Source organism: Microbacterium sp. GW821-FHT01D02 (assembly GCF_059422585.1).
In genome coordinates, this window is sequence record NZ_JBWKXB010000003.1 from 532,651 (window position 1) to 547,276 (window position 14,626).

14 protein-coding genes and 1 tRNA gene are annotated in these 14,626 nt (G+C 68.8%); 6 read left to right on the top strand and 9 right to left on the bottom strand.

Annotated features, from left to right (window positions below):
• Nucleotides 1-2 precede the first annotated feature (2 nt).
• From AC07VM_RS16120 to AC07VM_RS16130, 3 genes are read right to left on the bottom strand one after another with little or no spacing between them, the layout of a single operon-like run.
• On the bottom strand, nucleotides 3-1,001 hold the full coding sequence (locus tag AC07VM_RS16120; RefSeq protein WP_494912220.1) for an Fpg/Nei family DNA glycosylase: 999 nt from the start codon (nucleotides 999-1,001) through the stop codon (nucleotides 3-5).
• Nucleotide 1,002: 1 nt separating this feature from the next.
• The gene (locus tag AC07VM_RS16125) at nucleotides 1,003-1,488 is read right to left on the bottom strand and encodes a ribose-5-phosphate isomerase (protein ID WP_267418449.1); all 486 of its coding nucleotides are present in this window, start codon (nucleotides 1,486-1,488) and stop codon (nucleotides 1,003-1,005) included.
• A gap of 39 nt (nucleotides 1,489-1,527) precedes the next feature.
• Entirely contained in the window at nucleotides 1,528-2,712 is a 1,185-nt protein-coding gene (locus AC07VM_RS16130) for a ferrochelatase (RefSeq protein WP_494912222.1), read from the bottom strand.
• A gap of 179 nt (nucleotides 2,713-2,891) precedes the next feature.
• On the opposite strand from AC07VM_RS16130, the gene pepN reads away from it, so the two are divergent.
• The 4 genes from pepN (at nucleotide 2,892) to AC07VM_RS16150 (ending at nucleotide 8,784) form a co-directional block, all read left to right on the top strand.
• A complete protein-coding gene (gene pepN, locus AC07VM_RS16135) occupies nucleotides 2,892-5,444 on the top strand; it encodes an aminopeptidase N (protein ID WP_267418447.1) in 2,553 nt (850 codons plus the stop codon).
• Between the two features lie 156 nt (nucleotides 5,445-5,600).
• Nucleotides 5,601-6,674 carry a mechanosensitive ion channel family protein gene (locus tag AC07VM_RS16140; protein WP_267418544.1) on the top strand — a complete coding sequence of 358 codons (1,074 nt, stop codon included), beginning with the start codon at nucleotides 5,601-5,603 and terminating at the stop codon, nucleotides 6,672-6,674.
• A complete protein-coding gene (locus AC07VM_RS16145) occupies nucleotides 6,671-7,120 on the top strand; it encodes a globin (protein ID WP_324170131.1) in 450 nt (149 codons plus the stop codon). Before AC07VM_RS16140 ends, AC07VM_RS16145 begins: the two co-directional genes overlap by 4 nt.
• Nucleotides 7,117-8,784: an FAD-binding dehydrogenase gene (locus AC07VM_RS16150; protein ID WP_494912224.1), complete on the top strand. Its 1,668-nt coding sequence runs from the start codon at nucleotides 7,117-7,119 to the stop codon at nucleotides 8,782-8,784. Before AC07VM_RS16145 ends, AC07VM_RS16150 begins: the two co-directional genes overlap by 4 nt.
• Nucleotides 8,785-8,933: 149 nt before the next feature.
• Here the strand turns inward: AC07VM_RS16150 and AC07VM_RS16155 are convergent, their stop codons facing one another.
• On the bottom strand, nucleotides 8,934-9,605 hold the full coding sequence (locus tag AC07VM_RS16155) for a DUF8185 domain-containing protein (protein ID WP_494912225.1): 672 nt from the start codon (nucleotides 9,603-9,605) through the stop codon (nucleotides 8,934-8,936).
• A 49-nt stretch (nucleotides 9,606-9,654) separates the two neighbouring features.
• Between AC07VM_RS16155 and AC07VM_RS16160 the strand changes: the two genes are divergently transcribed.
• Nucleotides 9,655-10,548 carry an acyl-CoA thioesterase gene (locus AC07VM_RS16160; protein ID WP_494912227.1) on the top strand — a complete coding sequence of 298 codons (894 nt, stop codon included), beginning with the start codon at nucleotides 9,655-9,657 and terminating at the stop codon, nucleotides 10,546-10,548.
• A gap of 55 nt (nucleotides 10,549-10,603) precedes the next feature.
• Here the strand turns inward: AC07VM_RS16160 and AC07VM_RS16165 are convergent, their stop codons facing one another.
• From AC07VM_RS16165 to AC07VM_RS16180, 4 genes are all read right to left on the bottom strand, one after another.
• Nucleotides 10,604-11,089, bottom strand: coding sequence for an acyl-CoA thioesterase (locus tag AC07VM_RS16165; protein WP_494912229.1), 486 nt, complete (start codon nucleotides 11,087-11,089; stop codon nucleotides 10,604-10,606).
• A gap of 7 nt (nucleotides 11,090-11,096) precedes the next feature.
• Nucleotides 11,097-12,776 carry an energy-dependent translational throttle protein EttA gene (gene ettA, locus AC07VM_RS16170; protein WP_494912231.1) on the bottom strand — a complete coding sequence of 560 codons (1,680 nt, stop codon included), beginning with the start codon at nucleotides 12,774-12,776 and terminating at the stop codon, nucleotides 11,097-11,099.
• 62 nt (nucleotides 12,777-12,838) lie between these two features.
• Nucleotides 12,839-13,336, bottom strand: a complete 498-nt coding sequence (locus tag AC07VM_RS16175) for a DUF6993 domain-containing protein (protein ID WP_494912233.1) — start codon at nucleotides 13,334-13,336, stop codon at nucleotides 12,839-12,841.
• Nucleotides 13,337-13,413: 77 nt separating this feature from the next.
• The gene (locus AC07VM_RS16180; RefSeq protein WP_494912235.1) at nucleotides 13,414-13,941 is read right to left on the bottom strand and encodes a single-stranded DNA-binding protein; all 528 of its coding nucleotides are present in this window, start codon (nucleotides 13,939-13,941) and stop codon (nucleotides 13,414-13,416) included.
• Between the two features lie 205 nt (nucleotides 13,942-14,146).
• Here AC07VM_RS16180 and AC07VM_RS16185 point away from each other — a divergent pair, with 205 nt between their 5' ends.
• Nucleotides 14,147-14,416, top strand: coding sequence for a hypothetical protein (locus tag AC07VM_RS16185; protein ID WP_267418436.1), 270 nt, complete (start codon nucleotides 14,147-14,149; stop codon nucleotides 14,414-14,416).
• A gap of 101 nt (nucleotides 14,417-14,517) precedes the next feature.
• Here AC07VM_RS16185 and AC07VM_RS16190 read toward each other — a convergent pair.
• Nucleotides 14,518-14,590, bottom strand: a tRNA-Arg gene (locus AC07VM_RS16190).
• Between the last annotated feature and the right edge of the window lie 36 nt (nucleotides 14,591-14,626).

Below are 14,626 nucleotides of genomic sequence, written 5' to 3' on the forward strand. Positions count from 1 at the left end.
GGTCACGCCTGGCAACGCGGGCACCAGTAGAGCTTGCGGGCGCCGATCTCCTCGAGAGCGATCTCGGTGCCGCAGATCCGGCACGGCAGGCCCGCGCGGTGGTAGACCCAGTGCCGGTCGTCGCGATTCGCCATCGCCGCGCGATAGTCCGCGCCCGTGAGCCCGTCCATCGTCATCATCTGGCCGGTCTCGACCCCGATCGCAAGGAGTCGCACCCAGTCGTGCCAGAGTGCACGCACGATCTCCTCGGGAACGTCCCGTCCCGGAGTGTGCGGGTTCAGACGCTGGCGGAACAGCATCTCGGCGCGATAGACGTTGCCGATTCCGCTCACGACCGACTGGTCCATCAGCAGCAGCGCGATGACGGTCGACTTCTTCCCGACGGCGCGGACGAAGCGCTCCTCGTTCTCCACGGGGTCGCCGACGAGAGGGTCGGGTCCGAGCTTCGCCACGGTCGCCAGCATCTCCTCCGGCGTCTGCAGCACGCAGGCCGTCGGTCCGCGCAGATCGGCGGCGGTGATGTCGGTCATCAGTCGGAGACGCACCTGCCCGACGACCGGCGGGGGCCACTCCATGCCCTCGTCCGCGAGGCCTTTCGTCTGCTCCGACATGCGCACGTGCACGCGGGTGCGCCGAGGGGCGCCGATCGACGCGAGCGAGTTCTCCCCGGCATCGTCGAGGATCGGCTCATCGAGCACCGTGCCGCGCTGGTTCGTCTGTCCCATCCGGCCGTTGGCCGAGGCGATGGTCGGATCGACGACGATCTCGCCGGCGAAGTCCCAGGCGCCGTAGAGGCCGAGGTGCACGCGGAGCCAGAGGTCGCCCTCCGTCTCGAGGAACATCTGCTTTCCGACGGCCTGCACGCTGACCGCCGCCCGTCCGTCGAGGACAGCGGCGCCCTCGGCGAACCGGCCCTGCGGGCTGGAGGCGCTCAGGGTCTTGCCGACGAAGTTGCGGTCGAACTGCCGAGCGATCCGGTGGACGGAATGACCCTCGGGCATCTCAGGCCCGCGGGTCCGGAAGGAGGGAGCCGTCGCGCTCGAAGTCCGCGATCTGACCGATGCGGCGCACATGCCGCTCGTCACCGGAGAACGGGGTCTCGATGAAGCGGTCGATGAACGACGTCACCTCGTCGTAGGTGTGCTGCCGTGCGCCGATGGAGATGACGTTGGCGTCGTTGTGCTCGCGTGCCAGCTCCGCCGTGGAGAGGTTCCACACGAGGGCGGCGCGCACGCCTTCGACCTTGTTGGCGGCGATCTGCTCGCCGTTGCCCGAACCGCCGAAGACAACGCCGAGAGCCTCGACACCGGCGCGCTGGTCGGAGATGACCGCCTGCGCCGCCCGGATGCAGAACGCCGGGTAGTCGTCCACCGCGTCGTACTCGATCGGTCCGTGATCGACGACCTCGTGCCCCGCCGTGCGCAGGTGCTCCTGCAGCTTCGTGGAGAAGTCGAGTCCCGCGTGGTCGGTGGCGATGTGGATGCGCATGGCTTCCATCCTAGAAGTGCCCGCCGACGAACCGGGGTGTCACGGCGCGACGCCGGCGGCGGCCGGCTTGAAGCCCGCGCGGATGTTCTCGCAGCAGCCGGGGCGGCAGACGTCGAAACCGCCGGGAAGCGACGTCACGTGCGCACGCTCCTCGTTGGGACGCCCCTGGAGGCGCTCCTCGATGAGGTCGACGATGCCCGCGACGAAGGCGGGAGCGACTCCCGGCGTCGGGGTGCGCGTGAAGGCGAGACCGGCCTCCTCCGCCGCCTCGGCCGCCTCGGTGTCGAGATCCCACAGGACCTCCATGTGATCGCTCATGAACCCCACCGGGACGACGGCGACGGCCTTGCGTCCGCGCGCGGGCAGTTCGCCGATGACGTCGCAGACGTCGGGCTCGAGCCACGGCTGCGAAGCGGGGCCGGAACGGGACTGGTAGACGAGCTCCCAGGACACGTCGGCCGCGGCCGGAACGGTCTGGCGGACGCGGTCCATGACCCAGGCGGCGACAGCCAGGTGCTGGGCGGCGTACGCGCCGCCCTCACCCCACTCGATGTCGCGCGCGCCGGACCGCTCGGCGTCGGCCGTCGGGATGCTGTGGGTGGAGAACAGGATCTGGATGTCGGCCGGGGCGATCCCGTCGGCGAGGAAGCCCTCGACCGCCTCGCGGACACCCGTCTCGAACGCTTCGACGAAGCCGGGGTGGTCGTAGAAGGGACGGATCTTGTCGATCGTGACGGTCTCCCCCAGTCCCGTCTCCTCCAGGATGCGGGCGAAGTCCTCACGGTACTGACGGCAGCTGGAGAAGGAGCTGTAGGCGCTGGTCGCGAAGGCCAGGAGCGTGTTGTGGCCGTTGGTCGACGCCTCGGTCACGACCTCTTCCAGATACGGAGCCCAGTTGCGGTTCCCCCAGTAGACGGGGAGCGTGATGCCGCGCTCGACGAGGGCGTTCTGGAGCGCCTCCTTGAGCACGCGGTTCTGGCCGTTGATCGGGCTCACCCCGCCGAAGTGGCGATAGTGATGCGCGACCTCCTCGAGCCGTTCGTCGGGGATCCCGCGCCCGCGGGTCACGTTCCGGAGGAACGGGATCACGTCCTCCTGGCCCTCCGGCCCGCCGAATCCGGCGAGCAGGATCGCGTCGTAGGCGACCGGCGTGGTCACGAAGGGCGCACCACCGGCGGCAGCAGGAGAGGCAAAGGGAACGGCATTCGGCTCGATCGCAGTCACCCCTCCATCCTTCCACCTCGACGGAGCGGTGGCGTCCGTCGTCCACCGTTTCTATCCACGGCCCCGCATGACGTCGAGGATCGAGGGCATCCACGGCACTGGCGTAGGCTGTCAGGGTTGCCGTCGGCGCCAACTGCGCCGAGCCCCGGTGGCATCCCCTCACCCCTGGGAGTACAGCTGTGCCTGGAGAGAACCTCACCCGTATCGAAGCGCAGGAGCGCCGCGACGTCATCGACACCCAGTCCTATGAAGTCGCTCTCGATCTGACCAAGGGCGCCGAGGTGTTCGGCTCCCGCAGCGTCGTGCGCTTCACCGCGACTCCGGAGGGCTTCACCTTCATCGACCTGATCGCCCGGGAGGTACGCGAGATCTCGCTCAACGGCGAGCAGCTCGACCCGAACGAGGTCTTCGCCGACTCGCGCATCGCCCTGACCGGCCTGCAGGCAGAGAACGTGCTGGTCGTCGACGCCGACTGCGAGTACACCAACACGGGCGAGGGCCTGCACCGCTTCGTCGACCCCGTCGACGGGGAGGTCTACCTCTACTCGCAGTTCGAGGTGCCCGACTCGCGTCGCGTTTTCGCCGTGTTCGAGCAGCCCGACCTCAAGGCGACGTTCCAGTTCACCGTGACGGCTCCGGCCGCGTGGAAGGTCGTCTCCAACTCCCCCACGCCCGAGCCCATCGTGCACGACGACGACGTGACCGCGACGTGGGGCTTCGAGCCGACGCCGCGCATCTCGTCGTACATCACGGCGCTCGTCGCCGGGCCGTACGAGTCCACGTTCTCGGAGCTGACGAGCGCGTCCGGCCGCGTGATCCCCCTCGGCGTTTACGGCCGCAAGAGCCTCTGGCAGCACCTCGACGCCGACTACATCTTCGACAAGACCCGTGAGGGCTTCGCCTACTTCGAGTCGAAGTTCGGTGTGCCGTACCCGTTCGCCAAGTACGACCAGCTCTTCGTGCCCGAGTTCAACGCCGGTGCCATGGAGAACGCGGGAGCGGTGACGTTCACGGAGACCTACGTCTTCCGCAGCAAGGTGACCGACGCCGTCAAGGAGCGTCGCGTCGTCACGATCCTGCACGAGCTCGCGCACATGTGGTTCGGCGACCTCGTCACCATGAAGTGGTGGAACGACCTGTGGCTGAACGAGTCGTTCGCCGAGTGGGCCTCCACCATCGCGACCGCCGAGGCCACCGAGTGGACCGAGGCGTGGACCACGTTCAACGCCATGGAGAAGACCTGGGCGTACCGTCAGGACCAGCTCCCCTCGACGCACCCGATCGTGGCCGAGATCAACGACCTGGAGGACGTGCAGGTCAACTTCGACGGCATCACGTACGCCAAGGGCGGCTCCGTGCTGAAGCAGCTCGCGGCCTGGGTCGGCATCGAGGAGTTCTTCGCCGGCGTCTCGCAGTACTTCCAGAAGCACTCCTGGGGCAACACCGAGCTGAGCGACCTGCTCTCCGAGCTCGAGGCCACCAGCGGCCGCGACCTAAGCACCTGGTCGAAGAAGTGGCTCGAGACCGCGGGCGTGAACACGCTGGAGCCGGTGATCGCCGAGGACCACGACGGGAAGATCTCGCGCTTCGCGATCACGCAGACGGCCCCGGCCGACTACCCCACGATCCGCCCGCACCGTCTCGGCATCGGCTTCTACACGCTGACGGACGGCTCGCTGACCCGTTCGCACTACGTCGAGGTCGACGTCGACGGAGACCGCACCGAGGTGCCGGAGCTGCACGGCATCGACCGTCCCGACCTCGTGCTGCTCAACGACAACGACCTCGCCTACGCGAAGATCCGTCTCGACGAGAAGTCGCTCGCCACCGCGATCGCCCACCTGGCCGACATCCACGACCCGCTGGCCCGCTCGCTGGTCTGGGGTGCCGCCTGGGACCAGACGCGTGACGCCGAGACCGGTGCATCCGCCTACCTCGACCTCGTCCTCGGCAACATCGGCCGCGAGACCGAGTCGACCACGGTGCGCACCACGCTCGCTCAGCTCCGCACCGCCGCGAACCTCTACGTCGCACCCGCCGACCGCGAGGCCGCCCGCCTCAAGGTCGCCGACGGTCTGTGGAACCTCGCGGAGTCCGCGGCGCCGGGCAGCGACAGCCAGCTGCAGTTCGTCACCGCGTTCGCGAACGCCCTCGTCACTCCCGAGCACGCCGGCATCATCGGTCGTCTGCGCTCGGGCGAGGACACGCTCCCCGGCCTCGAGGTCGACGCCGATCTGAACTGGCAGCTGCTCGTCGGCCTGGCCACCATCGGCGCGACGGATGCCGGGGCGATCGACGCCGCGCTCGCTGCGGACAACACCGCGAAGGGCGGCGAGTTCGCCGCGCAGGCTCGGGCATCGCTCCCGGACTCCGCCTCGAAGAAGGCCGCGTGGGCGTCGCTCATCGAGCGCGATGACGCTCCCAACACGATCGTCCGCTCGGCGGCGCTCGGATTCACGCACCCGGCCGGTGCCGCGGTGCTGGCCGAGTTCGTGCCCGCGTACTTCGACATGCTCCTTCCCGTGTGGGAGTCGCGCACCTACCAGATCGCGCAGTACCTGATCGTCGGGCTGTTCCCGACCGCACTCGCCGACGTCGCGCTGCGTGACGCCACGCGTGCGTGGCTGGCGGCGAACCAGGATGCCGCGCCCGCACTGCGACGCCTCGTCCTCGAGAACCTCGCCGACGTCGAGCGTGCGCTGGCCGCACAGTCGCGCGACGCGGAGGACTGACCGCTCCCCCGCGCTGACCGCACCGAAACGGAGACCATCTCGCCCTCAGACGGCCTGTCCCACCGGGACTCGCCCTGACGGGAGCGGATGGTCTCCGTTTTCGCATGGCGGATCACCCAGCCGGCACAGAGGCCGGATCGCTAGGATCTGGAAGTGATGATGCTCCCCTTCACGACCACCCCTGCCCCCGATCCCGTCGAGATCCCCAAGATGTGGGCGGACCTCTCGGAAGGTCTGATCGAGCTCGGCAAGAAGGCCCTGGCCATCGCGATCATCATCGCGGCCTGCGTCGTGATCGGCCTCGTCCTGCGGATCGTGATCCGGCGCGTCGTGCACCGCATCGTGGACAGTGCGAAGAGCAAGGCCTCGGTCGACGACACGCAGGCTCTGGAACGATCGCCGCTCGCCGACATGCGTCTGGTGCAGCGCACGAGGACGCTCGGCACGATCCTGCAGAACATCGTGAACGTGATGCTCGTCGTGATAGCCATCGTGCTGATCGTGAACGCGATCGACAACAGCCTCCTCGGCTCGCTGACCCTGCTCACCGCCGCTGTCGGCGCCGGCCTCGGCTTCGGGGCGCAGAACATCGTCAAGGACGTCCTGAACGGCATCTTCCTCGTCGCCGAGGATCAGATCGGCATCGGCGACGTGGTCGACCTCGGGCTCGCGAGCGGTGTCGTCGAGTACGTCAGCGTCCGCATCACCCAGGTCAGGGACGTGAACGGCACTCTCTGGTACGTGCGCAACGGCGAGGTCACCCGCATCGGCAACATGTCGCAGGGCTGGGCGCGCGCGATCATCGACCTGGGCGTGCCCGCGGACTCCGACCTCGAGCAGGTCGAGCACATCATGCTCGAGACGGCGCAGGGGCTGGCGAAGGACCCGAAGTGGCGCACCCGCATCATCGAGAAGCCGGAGCTGTGGGGCCTGGAGTCGGTCGACGGGGACGCCCTCGTGGTGCGCATCGTGGTCAAGGCTCGCGCCAATGCGAAGGACGACGTCGCACAGGAGCTGCGTCGCCGCCTGCGGGCCGCCCTGCTCGAGAAGGACATCGCCGTGCCGAGCATGGCCGACGTCATGCCCACGGGCCTCGACGGAGCCCGTCGGGTGCGCGGGGCGAACCCGCCGAAGACCCGGCCGAATGCCGTCACGGGCGTGCCGATCATCCCCGACCGCGGCATCTGGCGCCGCAAGAAGCCCACCGACGACGGGAGCTCCCAGAAGTGACGTTCTACGACGAGATCGGCGGACACGAGACGTTCGCGAAGATCGTCTCGGTGTTCTACCGCGAGGTCGCCCTCGACCCGGTCATGAAGCCCATGTATCCCGAAGAGGACCTCGGCCCCGCGGAGGATCGTCTGCGGATGTTCCTCGAGCAGTACTGGGGCGGCCCGACGACCTATGGCGACACGCGCGGCCACCCTCGGCTGCGCATGCGCCACATGCCGTTCCACATCGATGCGGACGCGCGCGATCGTTGGCTTCGTCACATGAGGACGGCCGTCGACGAGGCCCAGTTGTCTCCCCTGCACGAATCGACGCTGTGGGACTACCTGGAGCGCGCCGCCTATGCCATGGTGAACACATTCGAGCCGTCGGGGATCGGCGCCGGCCCCGCCGGACGCCCCACTCTCGAGACCCGCTCACGTCAGGAATCAACGGAGAACTCATGACGAACACGCCCCTGTCCGCAGACGTCCTGGTGATCGGATGGGGGTTGGCCGGCCTGGTCGCCGCCGCAGAGGCGCTCGACGCGGGGTGTCGCGTCATCCTGGTGGACCAGGAGCCGCGGACGAACCTCGGCGGGCAGGCCTGGTGGTCGTTCGGCGGGCTGTTCTTCATCGACTCGCCCGAGCAGCGTCGCTTCGGCATCAAGGACTCCCTGGAGCTCGCGACCCAGGACTGGTTCGGGAATGCGGCGTTCGATCGTCCCGAGGACGAGTGGCCCCGCCGGTGGGCGGAGGCGTACCTGCAGTTCGCGGCCGGCGAGAAGCGCGCATGGCTCCGTGAGCGCGGAGTGGGGTTCTTCCCCGTCGTCGGATGGGCGGAGCGAGGCGGATACGGCGCGATCGGCCCCGGCAACTCGGTCCCCCGCTTCCACATCACCTGGGGCACCGGTCCCGGCATCGTCGCTCCGTTCGCGGCCGCCGTGGAGCAGGGCGAACGCGAAGGCCGTCTCACCGTGCTCCCGCGCCACCGCGTCTCGGAGCTGATCGTGACCGACGGCACCGTGACGGGTGCCCGCGGCAGCATCCTCGCCTCCACCGGTGCCCGGCGCGGTGAGGAGACGACGCGCGACGTCATCGGGGACTTCGAGATCACCGCCGGTGCCACCGTCGTCTCGTCGGGAGGCATCGGAGGCAATCACGACCTGGTGCGCGCCGCATGGCCGGCACGCCTCGGCACCCCACCGGAGCACATGCTCACCGGCGTGCCCGCCTACGTCGACGGCTCCATGCACGCCGTCAGCGAGGCTGCGGGCGCCCGTCTGATCAACGGCGACCGGATGTGGCACTACGTCGAGGGCATCACGAACTGGGACCCGGTGTGGCCGTCCCACGGGATCCGCATCCTGCCGGGCCCCTCCTCGCTCTGGCTCGATGCCACGGGCTCGCGCCTCCCGGTGCCGCTCTTCCCCGGATTCGACACGCTCGGCACGCTCCAGCACCTGCGCACGACCGGCCATGACCACTCGTGGTTCGTCACGTCGCGGCAGATCGTGGAGAAGGAGTTCGCGCTCTCCGGCAGCGAGCAGAACCCCGATCTCACCGGCAAGGATGTCGGGCTGCTGCTGAAGTCGCGGCTCGCCAAGGGCCCGACGGGCCCGGTGCAGTCCTTCCTCGACGAGGGCGCCGACTTCCTCGTGGAGAACGATCTCGACTCGCTGCTCGAGCAGATGCAGAAGCACCCGGGTGGCGAGCTCCTCGACATCGAGAACGTGCGTCGCGAGGTGGTCGCCCGCGACCGTGAGATGGAGAACGACTTCACGAAGGATGCCCAGATCGGGATGCTGCGCTCCATGCGCGGCTACCGGGGCGACAAGCTCATCCGGACGGCCGCACCGCACCGCCTGCAGGACCCCACCGCGGGTCCGCTCGTCGCGGTGAAGCTGCACGTCCTCACCCGCAAGTCCCTCGGCGGGATCAACACCGACCTCGAAGGTCGGGCCCTGAACGCTGCGGGGACCCCGATCCCCGGGCTCTACGCGGCGGGCGAGGCGAGCGGGTTCGGTGGAGGCGGCGTGCACGGGTACCGCGCGCTCGAGGGGACCTTCCTCGGAGGGTGTCTCTTCTCCGGTCGCGCGGCAGGACGAGCGGCTGCCGCGGCTGCAGGCTGAGCACGCGGGTTCCGGCCACGGGCGGATTCCGCGGTGCTGGCGGTTCGGCGGTGCTGGCGGTTCGGCGGCGCCGGCGGATCGGTCTCCGCGTATCCCTGTCCTCGGCGCGCGACCAGTGTGGGTGATCGGCGCCTCGGCGCTGTGGCGACCTAGAGGGCGGAACCGGAGCCGGTGCCGCGCACGCTCGTGAGTCCGGAGGCCACCGGTCCACGGGCGAGCACATGACCACGGCGGAACGCCAGGCGGGTCCACCGGCCGGACCGTGACACGGGCACCTGCTCCTCGCCGGAGATGAAGCCCATCGCGTCGGCGGCGAAGGCGATCCCACGCGGAAGGCCGTCGAGGTCTTCGTCCGGCTCGCCCCAGATGGCGGCGCGCAGGGCGCGAACCGCCTCCTCGCCCGAACCCGGGCCGGCGCCGCGGGCGACCGCGGAGATCCCCCACTGGGCGCGCTGGGCGATCACCGACGCCGCGAGCGTCGACACCGGCGCCCACCCGCTCCGCGGAGGAGCGACACCCGCCCACGCCGGGGAGAGCCCCGTGTCGGGGAGCGTCAGTCGGTGCTCCTCATCCGTCTTCGTGAGCTGGTCGACGACGACATCGCACTCGAGCTCGGGGTCGGCGTGCACGATCCGCATCGCCAGGATCGTCGGTGTCTGGTCGAACAGGCCGTGCGGAGCGAGGGCTGCCGTCGTCAGGGCGAGGACGCCGTTCGTCGCCTGCAGCCGGATCCCCTCATCCGAGATCCTGGTCGCTCGACCGACGAATGTGAGGACGTCCTTGGCGGTGTCCGGGTCGGCGAGGAGAAGGTGATGCGGCACGCGTTCTAAACTACCAACGGAGCGGCGCCTCGGTCGCGGAGAGGAACCCATGAGCGCGGAAGCACACGCCGTCCAGACCGTCCAGCGACTTCTCGAGGTCCTCGACCTCGACTCGACCCAGGCGCGGACCACGGAGGACATCTTCACCGGTTCCTCGCACCCGATGCCCACCGGACGCATCTACGGCGGACAGGTTCTCGCGCAGACGCTTCTCGCGGCGGAACGCACCCTTCCCGAGGACCGCGCGGTGCACTCGATGCACGGTTACTTCCTCCGCCCGGGCGACGCCAGCCAGGGCATCACCATCGCCGTCGACCGCATCCACGACGGACGCTCGTTCTCGACGAGGCGAACGCAGGCGTATCAGAACGGCGTGCCGATCTTCTCGATGATTGCCTCGTTCCAGGATGAGGACCCGGGCGTGGAGCACGCCGAGCCGATGCCCGAGGGCATTCCCGCACCGGAGGACCTGGCGCCCGACGAGGAGCGCGTGCACGGGCTGCCGGACGGCACCGCCCGCATGCTGAGCGACCGCGCCGCGGACATCCGCCACGTGGACTCGCCGATGTACCTGCCGAGCACCGACTCCCGGGTACCGCGTCAGGCCGTGTGGATGCGCCTCCGGGCGCCGCTTCCCGACGACCAGCGCCTGCACCGCGCCGCTCTCGCATACCTCAGCGACATGACGATCCAGGAATCGATCCTGCGGGCCCACGGCGTCTACTGGGCGCTGCCCGGCCTCAAGGTCGCGAGTCTCGACCACGCGATGTGGTGGCATCGTCCGGCACGCGTGGACGAGTGGCTGCTGTACGTGCAGGAGTCCCCCAGCGCCCGCGGAGGCCGCGGACTCGCGACGGGACGCATCTACACGCGCGACGGTGTGCTCGTCGCGAGCGTCGCGCAGGAGATCATGATCCGCGTTCCCGACTCAGACCCGTCCTGAGGTCTGCGCCTCCGCGGGCCGGTCGACGAACGCGAGGTCGTCGACCGGAGGATGCTCAGCGGTGCGCGTACTCGATCGACGGGCCGACGAACGGCTCCCAGGCGTCGCGCATCTCCTGCGTGAGGCGTGTCGGGCGCCCCGTCTGCGCGTCGACGAGCACGATGATCGCCGTCGAGCGCGCGTAGATCTGCCGCGGCTCGGTGGCAGGATCGTTGTGCACCTCGTAGCAGACCTCGACGCTGGATCCCCCGAGCTTGCCGAACCACATCTGCACTTCGAGGGGACGACGCTGGTACGGCACCGGAGCGAGGTACTCGATCTCCTGGCGCGCGATGAGCGTCAGGATCCCCTCGTCGATGCCGGAATCGAGCACGGCCGTCGTGGGCGCCTCTTCACCGGGGCCGGCACGCCAGAACGCGCGTACGCGCGCCTCCTCGAGCAGTTTCAGCATCGAGGTGTTGTTGACGTGGTTGAACGCATCCAGGTCACCCCAGCGGAGGTGGATCGGGATGTGCAGGCGCGGCCCCGGCGAAGCGGACATCACGGCCTCAGTCGCGGGTGAGCTTGCGGTGCGTGGAACGGTGCGGCTTGGCGGCATCCGGTCCGAGGCGCTCGATCTTGTTCTCCTCGTACGCCTCGAAGTTACCCTCGAACCAGTACCACTGGTCGGGCTTCTCGTCGGTGCCCTCGTAGGCGAGGATGTGCGTCGCGATGCGGTCGAGGAACCACCGGTCGTGGGTGATGACCACCGCGCAGCCGGGGAACTCGAGCAGGGCGTTCTCGAGGGAGCTCAAGGTCTCGACGTCGAGGTCGTTCGTGGGCTCGTCGAGGAGCAGCAGGTTGCCACCCTCCTTGAGCGTCAGAGCGAGGTTCAGGCGGTTGCGCTCACCACCGGAGAGCACGCCGGCCTTCTTCTGCTGGTCGGGGCCCTTGAAGCCGAACTTCGACACGTAGGCGCGGGACGGGATCTCGGTCTTGCCGACCGTGATGTAGTCCAGGCCGTCGGAGACGACCTCCCACAGCGTCTTGTTCGGGTCGATGTTGGAGCGGGACTGGTCGACGTAGCTGATCTTGACCGTCTCGCCGACCTTCAGGTCGCCGCCGTCGAGCGGCTCCAGGCCGACGATCGTCTTGAAAAGCGTGGTCTTTCCCACACCGTTCGGACCGATGACGCCGACGATGCCGTTCGGCGGCAGGCTGAAGCTCAGGCCGTCGATGAGCGAACGCCCGTCGAAGCCCTTCTTCAGGTTCTTGGCCTCGATCACGATGCTGCCCAGACGCGGACCCGCGGGGATCTGGATCTCCTCGAAGTCCAACTTCCTGGTGCGCTCGGCCTCGGATGCCATCTCCTCGTAGCGGGCGAGACGGGCCTTGGACTTGGTCTGGCGACCCTTCGCACTGGAGCGGACCCAGTCCAGCTCCTCCTTGAGGCGCTTGGCGAGCTTCGCGTCCTTCTTGCCCTGGATCTCCAGGCGCTCGCCCTTCTTCTCCAGGTAGGTCGAGTAGTTGCCCTCGTAGCCGATCAGGCGGCCGCGGTCGACTTCGGCGATCCACTCGGCGACGTGGTCGAGGAAGTACCGGTCGTGGGTGATCGCGATGACCGCGCCCTTGTACGCCTGCAGGTGCTGCTCGAGCCAGAGAACGCTCTCGGCGTCGAGGTGGTTGGTGGGCTCGTCGAGGAGCAGCAGGTCGGGCTTCTGGAGAAGGAGCTTCGCGAGCGCGACACGACGCTTCTCACCACCGGAGAGCGGGGCGATCGCGGCGTCTCCCGGCGGGGTGCGGAGGGCGTCCATCGCCTGGTCCAGCTGCGAGTCGAGGTCCCAGCCGTCCGCGGCGTCGATCTCCTCCTGCAGCGAGCCCATCTCCGCGAGGAGTGCATCGAAGTCCGCGTCGGGGTCGGCCATGAGCGCCGAGATCTCGTTGAAGCGGTCGAGCTTCGCCTTGATCGCGATGCCGTCCTGGATGTTCTCGAGCACGGTCTTCGACTCGTCGAGCTCCGGCTCCTGCATCAGGATGCCGACGGTGTAGCCCGGGGAGAGCTTGGCCTCACCGTTGGACGGCGTGTCCAGACCCGCCATGATCTTGAGGATCGTCGACTTACCGGCACCGTTCGGGCCGACCATGCCGATCTTCGCTCCCGGGAGGAACGCCATCGTGACGTCGTCGAGGATGAGCTTCTCGCCCACCGCCTTGCGCGCACGAACCATCGAGTAGATGTACTCAGCCACCGAAAACCGCTCCTTCTATTGGCGTCGAAGATCGACACTCCAGCCTACCGGCCCCTGGCGTGTCACCAGTCGATCGGACGTGTGGTGCCGACGAGGCAGCGTCCTTCCGCGAGCTGAGGCATGACCGCGGTGACGACCTGACCCGTGGACGGCCCCACCTGGCCGATCAGGCAGTCGCTCTTCCCCCAGCGCACCGAGAACTGCAGGCTCTCGGCCGGGTTGCCCACCGTCGACTGGTCCTGCGTGACCTGCATGGCCGCGCGATCGAAGCCCGCACCGATCAGCGCATCGATGTAGGCCCGCCCGGACCCGCGCTGGTCCGTCCCCCAGACGCCGTCGGCGACCGCCGTGAAGACGGGGAGGTTGTCTTCCGCTGTGCCGTCCGGCACGAACACCGGCGCCGCCGGAGTCGTGGGCGCCGCGCTCGGCGAGACCGTGGCCGACGGCGACGCCGAGGGCCCGGGGCCCGGGGCGCAGGCCGACAACAGCAGGAGAGCAGCCACGGAAGTCGCGAGGACCCCTGCCGCACGGGAAGACGAGAGGACCGATCGACGAAGCACGTGCCCGATTCTACGTCGCCCTCCTTCCGGCTCCGCTCGATCGCTCGACCGTCGCGGACATCGCCGGTCTCCGTGATTCAGGGCCGCCCGCTCACCGCTCCCACCTCGGCATCCGTGCTCGGCACCGCCCACGCCAGGTCGAGCGGCGCGGACTCGATGCCGCCGCTCTCCGCCCGTTCGGCTGCTGTCCCCTGCTCCCCGGCTTCGGCCGAGCCGCTCTCCGGTGATTCGACGCGGGGCGTCGTCGAGCGCGTCTGGGGGCGATACGCGGTGGTCCCCCACCGCAGGTCATGACCGATCGCGTCGGCCTCGATGTCGACGCTCGTGCCGTGCCGGTCGTTGCTCTCCCAGTCGCGGATCCTGAGTCGCCCGGTGACGATCACGCTGTCACCGGTGCGCAGCGACGCCTTGGCATGCTCCCCCAGCTGCCGGAACGCGGCCACCGAGAACCAGTTCGTGCCGGAGTCGGTCCACGTCTGCGTCGCCTCGTCGAAGCGTCGGTGAGTGCTGGCGAGACGGAAGTTCGTGACCGGCACCCCTCCCTTCGTCTGGCCCTGCGTCGGGTCTGTGGCCACTCTTCCCACGATGGTCAGCGTGTCGATCATGTCTCTGTCCTTTCGGTGACCGGATCTCGTCCGGGATCTGACCAGCGTGCGCGACACGACCGTTGGCCCGGAGCCAGGAACCCGCGTCCGGTGGACAGTTCCCTCGAGCGGTGCAGTGTGCAGAAAGGGCAGATGGCACGCAGTTCCCGGCTCCGGAACGAATGTCGGTGGTCGGTCATATCTTCGAAGCGAGAAAGGAGTTCCGATGACCGACAACCTGATCACCTCACTTCCCGAGATCCCGATCGCGACGCCCCGACTCTCCTCTGCCCGAGAGCACCTGGTGCGTGCGGCGGATCACCTCTGGCGGGTCCAGGACCGGCGTGAGCATGTCCTCGGACATCTCCGCGTCGTCTCCGATCCGCTCGGTCTCCGCTACCGCGCCGAACGCCTCCACCTGGCGACCGGTGCCTTCCGCGTCATCGGCGAGTTCTGGCGCGTGGACGATGCCGTCGCGGCCCTGCGCAACTCCTGAAGGGGCCGGCATGCCCGCACCAGCGGCCGGCGGTGACTCGCCGAACACCGTCACGATCATGCGGAGACGAACGGCTGCGGCGTTGCATCGAACCTGGGAAGCGCCCCCGGCAGGATTCGAACCTGCGACCAAGAGATTAGAAGGCTCCTGCTCTATCCCCTGAGCTACGGAGGCGGATGCATCTACCGTACCGCGACCCCGTGGCGTCGT

What these genes read in the sequence shown, in the direction of transcription:
- AC07VM_RS16160 (WP_494912227.1), top strand. Translation starts at nt 9,655, where the DNA reads ATGAGCGCGGAAGCACACGCCGTCCAGACCGTCCAGCGACTTCTCGAG.
- AC07VM_RS16165 (WP_494912229.1), bottom strand. Translation starts at nt 11,089, where the DNA reads ATGTCCGCTTCGCCGGGGCCGCGCCTGCACATCCCGATCCACCTCCGC.
- AC07VM_RS16140 (WP_267418544.1), top strand. Translation starts at nt 5,601, where the DNA reads ATGATGCTCCCCTTCACGACCACCCCTGCCCCCGATCCCGTCGAGATC.
- AC07VM_RS16180 (WP_494912235.1), bottom strand. Translation starts at nt 13,941, where the DNA reads ATGATCGACACGCTGACCATCGTGGGAAGAGTGGCCACAGACCCGACG.
- AC07VM_RS16120 (WP_494912220.1), bottom strand. Translation starts at nt 1,001, where the DNA reads ATGCCCGAGGGTCATTCCGTCCACCGGATCGCTCGGCAGTTCGACCGC.
- AC07VM_RS16185 (WP_267418436.1), top strand. Translation starts at nt 14,147, where the DNA reads ATGACCGACAACCTGATCACCTCACTTCCCGAGATCCCGATCGCGACG.
- AC07VM_RS16125 (WP_267418449.1), bottom strand. Translation starts at nt 1,488, where the DNA reads ATGCGCATCCACATCGCCACCGACCACGCGGGACTCGACTTCTCCACG.
- AC07VM_RS16150 (WP_494912224.1), top strand. Translation starts at nt 7,117, where the DNA reads ATGACGAACACGCCCCTGTCCGCAGACGTCCTGGTGATCGGATGGGGG.